General features: G+C 54.8%; 16 protein-coding genes. All 16 read left to right on the forward strand.

Features of this window, described 5'->3' with window-relative positions; all coding sequences use genetic code 11:
* Positions 1-247 precede the first annotated feature (247 nt).
* Complete coding sequence (gene ihfB / locus RR51_RS25605) at positions 248-547, forward strand: integration host factor subunit beta (RefSeq protein ID WP_013971456.1); 300 nt, start codon at positions 248-250, stop codon at positions 545-547.
* Between the two features lie 19 nt (positions 548-566).
* On the forward strand, positions 567-830 hold the full coding sequence (locus RR51_RS25610; protein WP_039615088.1) for a lipopolysaccharide assembly protein LapA domain-containing protein: 264 nt from the start codon (positions 567-569) through the stop codon (positions 828-830).
* A 102-nt stretch (positions 831-932) separates the two neighbouring features.
* Positions 933-2,372 (forward strand): MBL fold metallo-hydrolase RNA specificity domain-containing protein, encoded by a 1,440-nt coding sequence (locus tag RR51_RS25615; protein ID WP_039615089.1) that lies wholly within the window; start codon positions 933-935, stop codon positions 2,370-2,372.
* Between the two features lie 236 nt (positions 2,373-2,608).
* Positions 2,609-3,667, forward strand: coding sequence for an LPS O-antigen chain length determinant protein WzzB (locus RR51_RS25620; protein WP_039615090.1), 1,059 nt, complete (start codon positions 2,609-2,611; stop codon positions 3,665-3,667).
* A gap of 102 nt (positions 3,668-3,769) precedes the next feature.
* Positions 3,770-5,047 carry a Vi polysaccharide biosynthesis UDP-N-acetylglucosamine C-6 dehydrogenase TviB gene (gene tviB / locus RR51_RS25625; RefSeq protein ID WP_039615091.1) on the forward strand — a complete coding sequence of 426 codons (1,278 nt, stop codon included), beginning with the start codon at positions 3,770-3,772 and terminating at the stop codon, positions 5,045-5,047.
* Positions 5,048-5,094: 47 nt separating this feature from the next.
* Positions 5,095-6,120 carry an NAD-dependent epimerase/dehydratase family protein gene (locus RR51_RS25630; RefSeq protein WP_039615092.1) on the forward strand — a complete coding sequence of 342 codons (1,026 nt, stop codon included), beginning with the start codon at positions 5,095-5,097 and terminating at the stop codon, positions 6,118-6,120.
* 98 nt (positions 6,121-6,218) lie between these two features.
* A complete protein-coding gene (locus RR51_RS25635) occupies positions 6,219-7,505 on the forward strand; it encodes an oligosaccharide flippase family protein (protein WP_052261114.1) in 1,287 nt (428 codons plus the stop codon).
* Positions 7,492-8,724, forward strand: coding sequence for an O-antigen ligase family protein (locus RR51_RS25640; protein ID WP_039615093.1), 1,233 nt, complete (start codon positions 7,492-7,494; stop codon positions 8,722-8,724). The genes RR51_RS25635 and RR51_RS25640 overlap by 14 nt, the downstream gene beginning before the upstream one ends.
* Positions 8,714-9,631, forward strand: coding sequence for a glycosyltransferase family 2 protein (locus RR51_RS25645; protein WP_039615094.1), 918 nt, complete (start codon positions 8,714-8,716; stop codon positions 9,629-9,631). The genes RR51_RS25640 and RR51_RS25645 overlap by 11 nt, the downstream gene beginning before the upstream one ends.
* Positions 9,628-10,737: a glycosyltransferase family 4 protein gene (locus RR51_RS25650; protein ID WP_236693307.1), complete on the forward strand. Its 1,110-nt coding sequence runs from the start codon at positions 9,628-9,630 to the stop codon at positions 10,735-10,737. The genes RR51_RS25645 and RR51_RS25650 overlap by 4 nt, the downstream gene beginning before the upstream one ends.
* Before the next feature lie 33 nt (positions 10,738-10,770).
* Complete coding sequence (gene asnB, locus RR51_RS25655; protein WP_039615095.1) at positions 10,771-12,723, forward strand: asparagine synthase (glutamine-hydrolyzing); 1,953 nt, start codon at positions 10,771-10,773, stop codon at positions 12,721-12,723.
* 1 nt (position 12,724) lies between these two features.
* Positions 12,725-13,858 carry a glycosyltransferase family 4 protein gene (locus tag RR51_RS25660; RefSeq protein WP_039615096.1) on the forward strand — a complete coding sequence of 378 codons (1,134 nt, stop codon included), beginning with the start codon at positions 12,725-12,727 and terminating at the stop codon, positions 13,856-13,858.
* A 149-nt stretch (positions 13,859-14,007) separates the two neighbouring features.
* The gene (locus tag RR51_RS25665) at positions 14,008-15,183 is read left to right on the forward strand and encodes a DegT/DnrJ/EryC1/StrS family aminotransferase (protein ID WP_039615119.1); all 1,176 of its coding nucleotides are present in this window, start codon (positions 14,008-14,010) and stop codon (positions 15,181-15,183) included.
* Between the two features lie 105 nt (positions 15,184-15,288).
* Positions 15,289-15,834, forward strand: a complete 546-nt coding sequence (gene rfbC / locus RR51_RS29735; RefSeq protein ID WP_039615097.1) for a dTDP-4-dehydrorhamnose 3,5-epimerase — start codon at positions 15,289-15,291, stop codon at positions 15,832-15,834.
* A gap of 23 nt (positions 15,835-15,857) precedes the next feature.
* On the forward strand, positions 15,858-16,454 hold the full coding sequence (locus RR51_RS25675; RefSeq protein WP_039615098.1) for a sugar transferase: 597 nt from the start codon (positions 15,858-15,860) through the stop codon (positions 16,452-16,454).
* Entirely contained in the window at positions 16,451-17,077 is a 627-nt protein-coding gene (locus RR51_RS25680) for an acetyltransferase (RefSeq protein ID WP_039615099.1), read from the forward strand. The genes RR51_RS25675 and RR51_RS25680 overlap by 4 nt, the downstream gene beginning before the upstream one ends.
* Positions 17,078-17,147 lie beyond the last annotated feature (70 nt).

Consider the following 17,147-nt stretch of genomic DNA (forward strand, 5'->3'; position numbering starts at 1 on the left):
TCCCCCGGGAATGACTGGTCCGAAACAAACGTAGGAGCTCGCGATGCGCCGCGCGGGCGGCGCTCGATCTCCGCGTCACCGCAACCCCCTGGCCGCACGCCTCCAGCCCCCGCCAGCTAGACCATTCCTGTAAAACTTCAATCTTGAATTTTTTTATTAAGTCAAGAACCACCCTGTTCAAATCCCTCCCAGCGTGCTACAAACTGGTTAAGCAATGATCTAGCTGCTTGATAACGAAGGGAAAAATATGACGAAGTCGGAGCTGATCGAACGTATTGTCACCCATCAGGGGCTGCTCTCGTCCAAGGACGTGGAGCTTGCCATCAAGACCATGCTTGAGCAGATGTCACAATGCCTTGCCACTGGCGATCGCATCGAGATTCGCGGTTTTGGCAGCTTCTCGCTGCACTATCGCGCCCCTCGCGTAGGCCGCAACCCGAAGACCGGCCAGTCGGTCAGCCTCGAAGGCAAGTTCGTGCCGCACTTCAAGCCCGGCAAAGAGTTGCGCGACCGGGTCAATGAAGAAGAGCATGAGGCCCACACCTGATTCCACAAGGAGCAATCTGATGCGTAACCTCAAGCGCGCCCTGGCGGCGGTGTTCGTGCTGCTGTTGGCGGCTGTGGTGCTGTTCTTCGTGCTGGAGAACCAGCAAACCGTCTCGTTGGTCCTGTTCGGTTGGGCTGCCCCGGCCATGCCGGTCGCCGTGCTGGTTCTGGCCGCCCTGGTCATTGGCCTGGCAGTCGGTCCGCTGCTGGGTGCCTACGGCGTTCAGCGGAGCAAGCGCAAGATCAAGGCTTCGGCCCGCCAGGCAGCACTGAACGGTAACTAAGGATATTTCCTACAACTGTTTGGGAAAGTCTCACCTATGCCTGTACCGGCCGTCATGGAGTAATAACGCACTTCATTTTCGGCCCAGGCGAGTGTGCGCAGCATGGAATATCCCGTCCTTTCCCATCATGGTGGCACCCGCGGCGTCACTGGCTCCTGCCATCAACTGCACCTCGACCTGTCCACCAGCCTGCTGATCGACTGCGGCCTGGAGCAGGGCGCCGAGGCAGCGCCAGGCGCAGCATCGGCGCCGCTCGGTTTCGATGTGCACGGCATCCAGGCCCTGGTCATCACCCATGTGCATCTCGACCACGTTGGCCGCATCCCGGCACTGCTGGCTGCCGGCTACCGTGGCCCCATCCTGTGCAGCGAGCCGTCCGCCCGGCTGCTGCCACTGGTGCTGGAGGACGCCTACAAGCTGAGCATCTGCAGCAAGCCCGCCCAAGTGGCAAGGTACCTGGAGTTCATCCGCGACCTGATCGTGCCCCTACCTTTCGAGCAGTGGCACACCCTGGTCGAGCAACCAGGGCTCACCTGTCGCATTCGCCTGCAGCGCGCCGGGCATCTGCTAGGTTCAGCCTATGTCGAATGCGATGTGCAGTACGCGCAAGCCAGCACCCGCTACGTGTTCTCCGGCGACCTCGGCGCCTGTGGCAACCCCTTGCTGCGCCCAGTGCAACCCCCGGAACGGGCAGATGTACTGGTACTGGAAAGCACCTACGGCGACCGCCTGCACCCGCCTGCAGGTGACCGTCAGCAGCGACTGGAAGCGGCCATCGACCGCGCCTTGGCTGACCAGGGCACGCTGCTCATTCCGGCTTTCAGCCTCGGCCGCACCCAGGAGTTGCTGTACGAGCTCGAAAGCATTCTTCATCGCAAGGCCTTGCTGAACAAGGCCGGCCCGGCCCCTGATGACGACCCCCTCGACTGGTCGCAGTTGCCCATCATCCTCGACTCACCCCTGGCCCAGCGCATTACCGGTGTATATCGGGAACTGCACGACTACTGGAATGCCGAAGCCCGGGCGCGCCTTGCCGAAGGGCGCGACCCGTTGGGTTTCAGCCAGCTGATCAGCGTGGACACCCACGCCCGCCACCAGCAGGTGGTCAATTACCTGAAGAGCACCGGGCGGCCGGCGATCGTGATTGCCGGCAATGGCATGTGCTCGGGTGGACGCATCGTCAATTACCTGAAGGCCATGCTGGGGGATCCGCGACATGAGGTGATGTTTGTCGGTTACCAGGCCAAGGGGACGCCGGGCGCGGTGATACAGGCCAGCGAAGGGGCGGAAGGGTTTGTGCAGATTGATCTGGATGGGCGGATGTATGAGGTGAGGCTCAAGGTGCTCACGCTAGGCGGGTTTGTAGGGCATGCAGATCAGGCGGGGCTTGTGAGTTTTGCGCTAAATGGGTGTGTGCCTGCGCGCCAAGTAGTGCTGGTCCATGGCGAGACGAGGGCAAAAAATGCGCTGGCCACAGCCCTGTCTAGCGCCTTCGAAAAACGGGATCTAAGGGTGAATATCACCGTAGCTGGGCGGGGATAACTGATCAGTGGTCATCGCCTGATGGAACGTTTCTGCTTTTTCTGGCTCAAAAATTTTTCAGCTATCATCGATGCGCTACGTTAAAAACCATTGAGTGAGGTGCTAATTAACCTTACTCTCCGCTGGTGGAATGACCCTACCTAGCGTGACAGCGTTAAGCATTTTGGCATTCGGCTAGCTGGCCGATGCCTTGATGATGTCCGAAAGCAGCGTGAGCCAAGGAAAATTTAGAATAAATGCGCAATGAAAGTGGGCGCCTGGAAGGCAAGTCTGTAGTAGATCTAGTTGAGTTGATCGAGCAGCTGTGGAAGCAAAAGTGGGTGGTGGCGTTAACAGCGGTGATCGTCACGCTGATAGGCGTTGCCTATGCATTGCTGGCTACCCCGATGTACGAAGCTAAGGTTTTCGTTCAGCCCCCTTCTCAAAAGGATATCGCGCAACTCAACTATGGGAGAGGCGGCGATAGCGGGTTGCCAATTTTGCCTGTCAAGACTGTCTATGAAAGCTATGTGCGGTACGTTCAGTCGGAGGCAGTACGTCGGGAGTTTTATCGTGAGGTCTATTTGAAATCTCTGCCCGAGAGTGACCGGCGTGGTGCCCAAGATGACCTTTATGCAAAATTCAATAAAGCCGTCTCAGTGCCAGTCGCCACCAAGGAATCTTCTGATCGCTTCCAGCTCGTTGCCACTTCGACGGACCCCCAGCAGGCAGCAGATTGGATAGTAGCGTATGCGAAACTTGCCGGTGATCGCGCCAAGAAAGAGGTCATTGCTGACGTGCGGGCTGATGCGCTAGTCAAGGCAAACAATCTTAAAGAGCGGGTTCGCTCTGCCAGAGAGGGTGCACGTAAAGAGCGTGAAGACCGTATTGCTCGACTGTCCGAGGCGTTGATTGTCGCGCAGTCGATCGGGTTGGAAAAACCGCCCATTATTTCCGGTAACGGTAATTCAGAGCTCTCGGCAGATATGGAGGGCTCGCTGGTATACATGAGGGGCAGCCGTGCAATTGAAGCAGAGCTCAAAAACTTAAAGGCTCGGACCTCTGACGACCCCTTTATAGATCACCTGCGTCGAGATCAAGAAACGATAGCTTTCTACGAAACGCTTGAGGTAGACCCCTCCGTCATCGAGGTCTATCGACAGGATGGAGGGCTGTACGCACCTGATAAGCCAGTTAAACCGCAAAAGGCTATTATTGTGGTGCTAAGTGCGTTCTTGGGTGTGCTATTAGGTGTCTTGATTGCTCTTTATCGAGCGTTTTTCGTCGCTAGTAGGTTCGTAGCCGGTGCTCGGTAGTAAATATGACGCAGCCTGGGCTGGGTTGGCCACAATTATCAGTATGCTACGGATCGGCGCGGCGGGCGCGCCCGCTCGTAATAACCGGGCTTAACTCTACAGATGAAATTCCTTATGAATATTAAACTGGCGGTTATTGGTTTAGGGTATGTGGGTCTGCCACTGGCAGTCGAGTTTGGCAAACATCGTGACGTGGTTGGATTCGACATCAATCAGCAGCGTATCGATGCACTGAAAGCGGCTCACGATGCGACTCAAGAGGTTAGCGCCGAAGATTTGGCGAGCGCCCATCTGTTGAGCTATACCGCGGACACTGAGGATCTGCGTGCGTGTAATGTCTTCATTGTTACCGTCCCAACGCCTATCGACAAATATAAGCAGCCTGACCTGACTCCGTTGGTAAAGGCATCGGAAACCATCGGCAGTGTGCTGAAGTCCGGCGATATAGTGATTTATGAATCAACGGTTTATCCGGGTGCGACCGAAGAAGCCTGCGTTCCGGTGCTTGAGCGTGTATCCGGGCTCACCTTTAACAAGGATTTCTTCGCGGGCTACAGCCCTGAGCGTATCAATCCTGGGGATAAGCAGCACCGAGTCACAACGATAAAAAAAGTCACTTCTGGTTCCAACGATTTCATCGCTGAAGTGGTTGATTCTCTTTATCGAGAAATCATCACGGCGGGAACGCACAAGGCGGCGAGCATAAAAATCGCTGAGGCCGCCAAAGTAATTGAAAATACTCAGCGTGATCTGAATATCGCCTTGATTAACGAGTTAGCGATTATTTTCAATCGCATGGGTATCGACACTGAAGCGGTTCTTGAAGCAGCAGGCACCAAGTGGAATTTCTTGCCGTTCCGCCCAGGGCTCGTTGGGGGGCACTGCATTGGTGTGGACCCGTATTACCTCACGCACAAAGCGCAGGCCATTGGATATCACCCTGAGATCATCCTCGCTGGCCGGCGTTTGAATGACTCCATGGGCCGCTACGTCGCCTCGCAATTGGTCAAGGCAATGCTCAAGCGCCGACTGCAAGTCGAAGGCGCACGCGTGCTTGTTATGGGTTTGACGTTCAAGGAAAATTGCCCAGACCTGCGCAATACCCGCATTGTCGACGTGATTGCCGAATTGAGCGAGTACGGCATTGCTGTCGATGTGTTTGATCCTTGGGTAGATGTCACCGAATCACAACATGAATATGGCATAACACCGGTGGCTACACCTGCCGCGAGTACCTATGACGGCATCGTAATAGCTGTTGCTCATCAAGAGTTCAAAGCGCTTGGTGAAACAGCCATTCGTGCTTACGGTAAACCTGACCATGTTCTCTACGACCTGAAGTACTTACTGGACGCTGCTAGTTCCGATATTCGACTTTAATTGGCAGGCGTGTCAAAGTTGTGAATTATTGCAGGTTGGGATGAAAAATGACGGCATATGAAGCTCTTCAACAATCGCTTCCCCAGGCCCCTAAAAAATGGCTGATCACCGGGGTGGCAGGTTTTATCGGGTCAAACCTTCTCGAGCACTTGCTTTTGCTCGATCAGACAGTGGTGGGGATGGACAACTTCGCCACAGGCCATCAGCGTAACCTGGACGAGGTAAGGTCTAACGTCAGCGCTCAGCAATGGAGCCGTTTCAGCTTCCTGGAGGGCGACATTCGCAACTTGGGCGATTGTCATACGGCCTGTCGCGATGTGGACTATGTTTTGCATCAAGCGGCACTTGGCTCGGTGCCGCGTTCGCTTAACGATCCTATCACTACGAATGCCACCAACATTGATGGCTTCTTGAACATGCTGGTCGCGGCTCGTGATGCGGCCGTCAAGAGTTTCACCTATGCGGCAAGCAGTTCGACTTATGGTGATCATCCTGCCTTGCCGAAAGTTGAAGACGTGATCGGAAAACCTTTGTCACCATACGCGGTGACAAAATATGTGAACGAACTGTACGCCGACGTGTTCTTCAAATCCTACGGCTTCAACAGCGTCGGCTTGCGCTATTTCAATGTGTTCGGTCGTCGTCAGGATCCGCAAGGCGCCTACGCGGCGGTCATTCCCAAATGGCTGGCTTCCATGATCGGTGGCGATGAGCTGTTTATCAATGGCGATGGCGAAACCAGTCGTGATTTCTGCTTCATTGAAAACGTTGTACAGATGAATCTGTTGGCTGCGACCAGCTCCGACCCGGCGGCGGTCAACCAGATTTACAACGTAGCGGTCAGTGGCCGCATCACTCTGAATCAGTTGTTCGAGGCATTGCGTAAAGGCCTGCAAGAGAACGGAGTCGTCTACAGTAAAGGCCCGGTGTATCGAGAATTTCGACCCGGCGATGTCAGGCATTCGCAGGCAGACATTTCCAAGGCACAGTCGCTGTTAGGTTACGCGCCGGCTTATGATGTGACCCGCGGCATTTCCAAGGCTATGCCTTGGTACATTCAGTTCCTAGCCTGAAAGACAGCTTGTGCGACTGCTTGAAATTGCATTGGCTTGAACCCACTGGTGCTGCATGTCAGCCCCAGCTTGGTCTGCCATTGGTGTGAGAGGATTCGGTGCATTACAAAAATATCGTTTGGAATCTGCTCGGCCTGGGTTTGCCGCTCATCATCGCTGCACTTACAGTTCCGGGTTTGATTGCAATAGTAGGTACTGAGCGTTTTGGTCTTCTTGCACTCGCTTGGGGGTTGATCGGGTATGCCGGTGCACTCGACCTGGGAATAGGCCGTGCTTTGACTCAACGGATCGCATCCCTGCGAGACGGCCCACAGGTTGCTGTGATTGCAGATGCCGTCGCAACAGCAATCACTTTGACCTCGATTGTCGGTGTTGTAGGTTTGGTGGCAATCGCGCTGGGCTCGGCTGCGGGGGTGCAGCAGTTCATTCCACGCCAGAGTATTCCCAGTACGGAAATCACCTTATCCCTGCTGCTTTTGGCCTTTGCCCTTCCTATGCAGGCGGTGAGCGCAACGTACCGTGGCGTGAATGAGGCGTACCTGAATTTCAAGGGGATCAGCCTGCTGCGAATTGGTTTGGGTGTCGCAAATTTTGGTGGGCCGTACCTTGTAGCTCAGTTCACTCATGAACTGCCGTGGTTGGTGTCGACCTTGGTGGTTTCGCGTGCGGTTGCGCTGCTTATTTACCGGTACAGCGCAAAAGAATGCCTACAGGGGCAGCGGCCCGGTCGTTATGCAAAAGAGCAGGCTATTCGGCTTTTGCAATTCGGCGGATGGGTTACGGTCAGCAGCATCGTTAGCCCGTTCCTGGTACAGGCGGACCGTTTTTTTGTGGGCGTTCTGTTATCTGCCGCTGCGGTTACTGCCTACGTGATCCCTTACGAAATTACCGTGCAGGCGATGATTTTGGTTGGTGCTGTTACCACCGTCGCGTTTCCTGCAATTGCAGCCTTGATGCAGCAGGGAGTAGACAAAGCTTGGGTGTTGTTCCGCACCTGGACGATTCGGGTGGCTCTGATGATGCTGGTAACCATGAGTGCCATGGCACTGCTGATGCCGATCGTCCTCAACCTCTGGGTCGGCGAATACGTTACAGCCGAGTCGGTGGCAGTGGGTCGTATTTTGTGTGCGGGCGTATTCTTGAACAGTCTTGGCGCCATGCTGTACGCCTTTCTGCACGCTCAGGGGCGCTCCAGGATCACTGCCATTTTTCACTTGATAGAATTGCCGTTGTTTGTCGGTGCCCTGTACTGGCTCATCCAGGATCTGGGAGTCATTGGTGCTGCGATAGCCTGGATGCTTCGCACGCTTCTGGACACACTGCTACTGGGTTGGGCCGTGTCGCGTGCAAGAGGCGATAGGAATCTGGTCAATGCAATTGAATGACTTCGCCCAGCGAGTGGCTGGCCTGATTCTGCTCCTGTCCATGGTATTTCCAACGAGCTTCACTGCCTTTAAAACGGTGGCGCTATTGTTGCCCCTTGGCTGTCTGCTGCTGGGCGGTGGGGTTGTAGGAAAGGTTGACTCACGCTTGTTCTGGGCTGCACTGGTGTTCTCGTTCATTGGACTTGGCTGGTCTGTTTACGGCACTCTACTGGGCAATCCTGGCGCGCTACGTGTGCTCACTGTGATGGTGATTTATCCCACACTGTTCACGATACTCGCGATGCTCTATCAGGGGGACAGTAATGGGCTGGATCGCCTGATGGTTGCTGCGGGGTTGCTGATTGGGCTGATCGATTTGGGGTTCGTTGCAAGCGAAATCGCCTTGCCCGGCAATCAGCTAGGGGCGGGGTTGCGGGCGCTGTACGGTGACGAGGCTGTCGTCGATTATGGTGCCGGCTATTTGAAGTTCACACTGCCCAATGTTTCCAGTGTTATTTTTCTGCTGTCGTTCATGCTGTGCAGAGTCATTTGTCAGCGTGTCAGCCTTGTTGGGCTGGTCACATTTGTCGGATTGGTGCTGGTTGTCCTGCTTTCCGGGCGGCGTGTCATTCTGGTCACAGCAGTACTAGGGCCAATCATTGCGTATTGTATGACCTGGGCGGCTCCCGGAGGGCGCGGGCTAGCGGTATTCAAGGTCAGCCTGTTCGCCGGGGTAGCCATAGCGCTCGCAGTATTTGCCTACTCACTTTGGCCCGATTACATCTATGAACGGGTTTCGTCAATTTTTGATTTTGGTGGTGACGCTAGCAATTCGGAGCGCGCGACTCAGTTTGCTTCATTGGTAGACGGGATTCTTGCTCATCCGTTCTGGGGATCAGGGGCCGGCGCTGTAGCCAGCTATATCCGTTCCGAAGAAATGCCGTGGGCGTATGAGCTGTTTTATGTATCGCTCATCTTTCAATATGGGTTTTTGGGTTTTTCAATCTATGCAGCGGGTGTGCTCTTCCTGATGGTTTTCCTGGCTCGGGAGGTTCGTCGCAAAGGGCGCGAAAGCTTCGAGTTTTACTATCTTTGCGGACTGATTTCGTTTTTGTTGGCGACGGCAACCAACCCCTATTTGGCAAAATTCGATTACATGTGGGTCTTGTTCGTGCCTGTGGCTTTGTTGAATCACCGGTTGATAAAAAGCTTCAACAGGAATTTTGCATATGGACATTGATGTAGTTATTGTTAACTGGAACTCGGGCACGCAGATTCGTGACTGTATCGACTCGCTGCAGGCTAGTATCGCCAAGGGCCAAGTGCAGGTGATCGTGGTGGACAATGGCTCCACTGATGGCTCCGACCTAGATTTGGAGCAGGAGGGGGTTAGTGTTTTGCGGACAGGCGCTAATCTTGGTTTTGCACGGGCCTGCAATTTGGGTGCTGCCCAAGGACGCTCTCCTTTCGTCCTGTTCCTCAACCCTGACGCCGCGGTGTATCCAGACACTCTGGATTACGTCTTGTCTTTCATGTGTGATTCACGCAATGCGTCTGTCGGCGTGTGTGGAGTCCAGTTGGAAGAAGAGAGTGGACACATCGCACGCAGCTGTACCCGCTTGCCGACAACAGGCAGTTTTCTTGTCCATGCACTGGGCCTGGATCGTTTTGTGCCGCGCCTGGGTTTTTTCATGGCTGAGTGGGCGCATGATACTGATCGATCCGTAGATCATGTGATCGGTGCGTTCTACCTGATTCGCCGTGAACTTTTTGACAAGCTCGCCGGCTTTGATGAACGCTTTTTTGTTTATCTTGAAGACTTGGACTTGTCGAAACGGGTCAAGGATGAAGGATATAGCATCGAATTTCTGACCAAGGTCAAGGCTTTCCACAAAGGTGGAGGTACATCAGACCAGGTCAAGGCTCGCAGACTTTTCTACTCACTGAGAAGCCGAATTCTATACGCGTACAAGCACCTCGGGCGGGCGTTCGGCACTTTGGTGTTATTGGCGACGATTTTGCCTGAGCCATTTCTGCGAGTTGTCCTAGCGATGTTTAAACGTAAGGGGGCTGGGGAAACGCTGCAGGCTTATCGTCTGTTATTCAGTTGGCTGTGTGAGTGGTTTACTACGGGCAAGACACGATGAATGGCTTGGTTGATAACTCGGGTAAAGCCATGAAAAAAGTCCTTATCCTCAGCAAATATACACGAATGGGCGCCAGTAGCCGCTTGAGAATCTTGCAGTATCTCCCAGCGCTGCAAAGTAGCGGTCTTGAATTGGAAGTTAGCGCTTTCTTTGGCGAGGATTACCTTAATGAGCTTTATACCTCGTCCAAACGCTCACCCTTGAAATTGTTACGTTATTACCTGAAGCGTTTGGCAGTGTTGCTACGTGCACGTAAATACGATGCGGTGTGGATTGAGAAGGAGCTGTTTCCATTCATTCCTGCAGTATTTGAGCGTTGGCTGAGGGCTATGGGTGGTCGATACCTGGTCGATTACGACGACGCTGTTTTTCATAACTATGACCTCTCTGCGAACCCCTGGGTCCGTCGATTGCTGGGTGGTAAAATTGACCAGGTCATGCGTGCCTCAGGCATCGTCGTAGCCGGCAATGAGTACTTAGCGGACCGGGCAAGGTACGCCGGAGCCAAGTGCGTTGAGATCATTCCGACCGTGGTCGATCATCACCGCTATAGGGTAATCAGCCGACCTGAAAGACAGCAGTTGGTGATCGGGTGGATCGGCTCGCCTTCCACCCAGAAGTATGTCGTCAGCATTCACTCGGCATTGCTGGATGCCTGTACTCGATACGGTGCCAAGCTCATGTTGGTCGGGGCAACCCCGAATATCGCCGATCAGTTGCCCGGGGTAGAAGTTGAAACGCTTCCATGGACTGAGGATAGCGAGGCTAGGCTGATTGAGCAGATGGACATCGGCATCATGCCGCTGATAGATGGCCCGTGGGAAAAAGGCAAATGCGGGTACAAGCTTATCCAGTACATGGCTTCTGGAGTACCTGTAGTCGCTTCACCGGTCGGGGTCAACGTCGAGATCGTGGCCGACAATCAATGTGGTTTGCTTGCCAGTGAGTCCGCAGAGTGGCTGGTCGCGTTGTCCAAATTGCTGTCTGATCGGGAAGAGCGTACTCGTCTGGGTTTGGCTGGCAGGCATGCGGTCGAATCCAGATATTCGCTACAGGCGCAGGCGCCGGTTCTCGAAAAACTCCTGAAAAGCCTTACAGGCTCATGAGCTTGCAACGCTGAATTCACAAGGTGCGCGTCAATGTGTGGAATTGCTGGATTTTTTAGCCCTGGATTGCCGGATGCATCGGTGCTCATTGGGCGAATGACAACTGAAATTACCCACCGAGGGCCTGATGATGCCGGCCACTGGATGGACGAATCGGTCGGTCTTGCTCTGGGTCATCGGCGCTTGGCAATTCTCGATTTGTCGCCGGCCGGCCACCAGCCCATGGCATCCGCCTGCTCCCGTTTCATCATTGTGTACAACGGCGAAATTTATAACCACCTGGATCTACGTTCCAAGCTTGAGGCGCAGGGATGTGCGCCTGCATGGCGAGGTCACTCTGACACTGAAACGCTGCTGGCTGGTATTGCAGCGTGGGGGCTTGAAAAGACTCTGCAGCAGTCGGTTGGCATGTTTGCGATTGCACTTTGGGACCGACTGGAGCAAACGCTGAGCCTGGCGCGTGACCGATTTGGCGAAAAACCGTTGTATTACGGATGGCAGGGCAATAGCCTGCTGTTTGGCTCCGAGCTGAAAGCCTTGAAATACCACCCGGCGGCGACCAGGGAGGTTGACCGGGATGCATTGACATTGCTTTTACGGCACAATTGCATTCCCGCACCTTATAGCATCTACAAGGGCATCCATAAGCTGCGTGCGGGTTACTGTGTCAAGTTTCCACTCGGCCAGCCCGACGCAGCTCGTCAGGCCCAGCCCACCGCGTACTGGTCGCTCAACGAGGTGGTTGAGCAGGGCTTAAGTAATCCTTTCCTGGGGACGTTTGAAGAAGCCACCGATCTGCTTGAGCGGCAGTTGTCGGCGACGGTTGGCGAACAAATGTTGTCTGATGTGCCTTTGGGGGCATTTCTTAGCGGTGGGGTAGACAGCAGCTCGATCGTCGCACTGATGCAGGCGCAGAGCCGTCAGCCAGTGCGTACGTTCACGATCGGGTTTGGTGAAGCCGCCTACAACGAGGCCGGCTATGCCAAGGAAGTCGCGCGTCATCTAGGTACTGATCATACCGAACTGTATGTAACCCCCAGCGATGCCCAGGCGGTGATTCCGAAGCTTGCCTCTATCTACTGCGAACCGTTCAGCGATAGCTCGCAAATTCCGACTTTTCTAGTCAGCCAATTGGCCAGCACCCATGTCAGGGTAGCCTTGAGCGGTGATGGTGGTGACGAACTGTTTGGTGGTTACAATCGCTACCTGATGGGTAACAAAGTTTGGAGCAGGTTGTCGCGGCTGCCAACGATTGCCCGTAAAGGCGCTTCGCTGGCTTTACGATCGTTGTCGCCAGCGATGTGGGACCAGGTTTACGGAGTACTCAAACCCGCTATTCCGGCGCGCCTTCAGATTGCTACTCCGGGCGATAAAGCGCACAAGCTGGCGGGATTGCTCGGTTTGGCGGACCAGCGAGAGTTTTTCCGCACCTTGACCAGTCATTGGCAGGACCCTGCCAGCCTGATCATCGGGGCCACAGAACCCGAAACGTTGCTCAGTGCCAACGCACATTGGCCGACCACCGATCATTTTGCACATACGATGATGGCAATGGATGCTCAGACGTACATGACCGATGACATCCTGGTCAAAGTCGATCGAGCCGCCATGGCGGTGAGCCTTGAAAGCCGAGTTCCAATGCTTGATCCGCGAGTGGTTGAGATGGCGTGGACGTTGCCACTCGAATACAAGATTCATGACGGGCAGGGCAAGCGAGTGCTGCGCGAGGTACTTTACCGGCATGTGCCTCGCGAGCTGATCGAGCGGCCCAAACAAGGCTTCGGTCTGCCTCTGGATTCGTGGCTCAGAGGCCCTTTGCGCGATTGGGCTGCTGCGCAACTTGACCCTTCTCGGCTGCGACAAGAGGGTATTTTCCGCCCCGAACCGATTATTCAGATGTGGAACGAGCACTTGAGTGGTCGCCGTAACTGGCAGCATCACCTGTGGAATGTCCTCATGTTCCAGGCTTGGTATGCAGAGCATTAAAATGCAGAAGTTCCTATTGATCGCGAGTCACCCAGAATCACTATTGAATTTTCGTGGGCCGCTGCTTGATGCGTTGAAGGCCAGTGGCCTGCAAGTTCATGTGGCAGCACCGGACCTGGATGCTGACAGCAAGGTGCGGGCAGCGCTAGAGGCGAAGGGCGTGACTGTTCATGATATCGGTTTGCAGCGTGTGGGCTTGAACCCCTTGGCGGACCTTCGCTCACTGACGCAACTGTGGCGACTGATGCGCCGGATCCGTCCATCCTATGTGATGGGCTACACCGTAAAACCAGTGGTCTACGGAGCGATGGCGAGTTGGCTTGCGAGGGTCCCGCGTCGCTTCGCGCTGATCACCGGGCTGGGCTACGCCTTTCAGCAGCCCGAGCAAGAAGGTAAGCGGGGTATCGTGCGCCGGGTTGTGCAGTCCCTCTACGCAGTAGCTTTGCGTTGTACGCATAAAGTGTTCTTTCAGAACCCGGACGACGAAGCATTGTTTCGGTCGTTGAATCTTCTGCCGGAGCGAGTGCCATCGTGCGTGGTCAATGGCTCTGGTGTAGATGTAGGGTCGTTCGCAGTGGCCCCATTACCGCAGACGCCGCGCTTTCTGCTGATCGCCAGACTGTTGGGTGACAAAGGTGTGCGTGAGTACGCTGCTGCGGCACAGAAACTGCGTCAATTGCATCCGCAAACAAGCTTTGCGCTGGTTGGTTGGATCGATGACAACCCTGATGCCATTTCACAGCATGAACTGGATCGTTGGATCGCTGAAGGTTCCGTGCAGTATTTAGGGCGTTTGAGCGACGTCCGCCCTGCAATCGAAGACTCTAGCATCTACGTCTTGCCATCGTATCGAGAAGGCACTCCACGGACGGTGCTCGAGGCCATGGCGATGGGGCGACCCATCATAACCACGGATGCACCCGGGTGTCGCGAAACGGTCGTGCCAGAAGAAAACGGCATACTGGTCGCTGTGAAAAGCGTCGAGCAACTGGTCGAGGCGATGACTCGGTTCGTGGTTGAGCCCGACCTGGCATCGCGTATGGGGCGACGGTCAAGGGAGATTGCTGAGCAGCGATATGACGTACACTCAGTAAATGCAGTCATGCTTGCTGAAATGGGTGTTGTGACTCCATGAAAAGTCTGCTGAGCAAGGCCTGTGCGCACAATTTACTAGCTGGACCATTGCGCGCGAACTGAAGCCTGCATCAAATATTTCTTTATTCTGCTGGTCAGCCACCTTCGGGTGGGATGGCCGTTTTTCTGTCCGGTAAACAGGTGCATATTGTGTTGAATACTCCTTTCTCGCCTTGGCCCTCATTCTCGGCACTCGAAGCTGATGCGGTGCGGGATGTCCTGTTATCCAACCGCGTAAACTACTGGACCGGGGAAATCGGGCGAAAATTCGAGCAAGACTTTGCAGCATATGTGCAGTGCGCGCACGCTGTTGCAGTGACTAATGGCACTGTAGCGCTCGACTTGGCCCTTAATGCCTTGGGTATCGGCCCGGGTGATGAGGTGGTAGTGACCCCTCGTACCTTCCTGGCGTCGGTCTCCAGCATCGTTAATGCCGGAGCGACCCCTGTGTTTGCGGAGGTTGACCGGGACTCGCAAAATATTACGGCAGACACCATCAGCAAAGTGCTGAGCCCTCGTACCCGTGCGGTGATCTGTGTGCACCTGGCTGGTTGGCCATGTGACATGGACCCGATCATGGCACTTGCCGCATCTCACGACCTGAAGGTGATCGAAGATTGTGCCCAGGCGCACGGCGCACGTTATAAAGGTCGCTCAGTGGGTTCCATTGGCCATATAGGCGCTTGGTCCTTCTGCCAGGACAAGATCATGTCCACGGGCGGGGAGGGTGGAATGGTTACCACCAATGACCCCGAGCTTTGGAAAACCATGTGGGCGTACAAGGATCACGGCAAAAGCTGGGATGCCGTGTACGAGCGTCAGCACGCGCCAGGGTTTCGCTGGTTGCATGAGAGTTTCGGCACCAACTGGCGGATGATGGAAATGCAGGCAGCAATCGGTGCGATTCAGTTGGGGCTAATGCCCGCGTGGCATACAAGCCGCCTGCATAATGCTGGCCAGATCTGGGCATGCGCTGCTGAACTACCAGGATTGAGGGTGCCGGCCGTGCCTGCAGACTGCGAGCATGCTGCTTACAAATGCTATGTTTTTATCGAACCGCAGCAGCTTGCGCCAGGTTGGGATCGTGACCGAATCTTGCGCGAAATTTCCCAGCGCGGTGTACCGGCGTTTTCCGGATCGTGTTCTGAAGTTTACTTAGAGAAAGCGTTTGACGGCACAGGTTGGCGCCCGGAGCATCGCTTGGCGATCGCTCAGGAGCTTGGCGAAACCAGCCTGATGTTTCTTGTGCACCCAACGCTCACCGATTCTGAGATACGCAGAACGTGTGAGGTACTACGAGATGTTATGGGGCAGGCGACCGTGTGAGACAGTGGCGCACAGCGTGTCGGAGTCAATGTGTGCAGTCAGCGCTCGCGAGCGCCGGCGCAGTTGCAGTGCGTGGCAGCAAGATTTGCTAAATAGGGCAATTGGATGAAGGCTACATCTCTGGCAGTACCAGAAGTGATTCTGTTTGAACCACAAGTTTTTGGCGATGCGCGAGGGTTTTTCCTCGAAAGTTTCAATCAGACGGTATTTGAAAAAGCGGTCGGCAGGACAGTCAGTTTTGTCCAGGACAACCATTCAAAATCGACTCGGCATGTACTGCGTGGATTGCATTACCAGTTGAGCCAAACGCAAGGGAAACTGGTGCGAGTGGTGTCTGGTGAGGTTTTCGATGTCGCTGTGGATCTACGACGCTCGTCGCCAACTTTTGGCCAATGGGTAGGCGCTTTGTTGACCGAGCAAAACAAACATCAGCTGTGGATACCAGAGGGCTTTGCTCATGGGTTCGTAGTTTTGTCCGAGTATGCCGATTTTTTGTACAAGACCACCGATTACTATTCGCCAGCATCCGAACGGTGCCTCGCCTGGAATGATCCGGACATCGGCATTGAGTGGCCGATTGATGGCCTGCCTGAGCTTTCGGAAAAAGATCAATCAGGAAGCCCTTTGCACGCAGCAGAGTGTTTCGATTAATAGCGCGGGAGTGCAACAAGATTATGGTCAAGCGCGCAGTCGATATATTCGCTTCGTTGTTCGGTCTCATACTATTAAGCCCAATAATTCTCATACTCTCGCTGTGCATTCGGCGCAAATTGGGCGCGCCGGTGCTGTTTCGTCAAATTCGCCCGGGGATGAACGGTAAACCGTTCGAAATGGTTAAGTTTCGCACCATGCGTGACGCGCTGGATGCGCAGGGTGTGCCACTGCCCGACGACAAGCGTATGACGCCTTTTGGCAGTTTTTTGCGCGCTTCGAGCCTGGATGAACTACCTGAGTTGTGGAATGTGCTCAAGGGTGACATGAGCCTGGTAGGGCCCAGGCCGTTGCTGATGGAGTATCTGCCACTTTACAGCCAGGAGCAGTATCGCCGTCACGAAGTTCGCCCAGGTGTTACGGGGTGGGCGCAGATCAATGGCCGCAATGCGCTGTCGTGGGAAGACAAGTTCAAGCTTGATGTGTGGTACATCGACAACCGCTCGATAATGCTTGATTTCAAGATACTGCTGTTGACCGTCAAGAAGGTCCTGGTACGCGACGGTATCTCGGCTGAGGGAGAAGTCACCATGTCTAAATTTACCGGTTCGCCTAAATGACTTCCTTGGCAATCCTTGGGGCGAGCGGCCATGGCAAGGTGGTGGCTGATGTAGCCGAGCTGTGCGGTTGGCAGAGCATCGATTTTTATGATGACGCTTGGCCCAGCCTGCAACGAAATGGTGCTTGGCCTGTTGTCGGAGGCACTGCTCAACTGCACGAGAGGCTTGGTCAATACCAAGGCGTGATGGTTGCCATCGGCAACAATGCCGTGCGTGCAAAAAAGCTGCAAGAGTTACGAAAGCTGGGAGCGAGCCTGCCGGTGTTGGTGCACCCGGGCGCAGTGGTTAGTCGTCATTCATCGCTGGGTAGTGGTACGGTGGTGTTTGCGGGGGCAGTGGTGAATGCTTTCGCCATTGTGGGTGCAGGGGGCATCATCAATACGGGGTGTAGTGTCGATCATGACTGCTGTATTGGCGATTACGTGCACATAAGCCCCGGTGCGCGCCTGGCGGGTGGTGTCGTAGTCGGAGAGTGCAGTTGGATAGGTATTGGAGCCGTGGTTAGGCAAACGCTTAAGGTTGGCAGCCGTACGACAGTGGGGGCAGGAGCTGCCGTGGTTTGCAATGTACCCGATGACTCAACCGTGATTGGTGTGCCGGCGCGGCCTTTTGTTCAGTCGTGAAGCATCGTTGACGTCATCTTGTCTTGGAGAAGCACTTGAGTGTTTATGGATAAGCTGAATGCAAGACTGC

The organism is Pseudomonas sp. C5pp (genome assembly GCF_000814065.1).
In the GTDB taxonomy this organism is placed as follows: domain Bacteria; phylum Pseudomonadota; class Gammaproteobacteria; order Pseudomonadales; family Pseudomonadaceae; genus Aquipseudomonas; species Aquipseudomonas asiatica.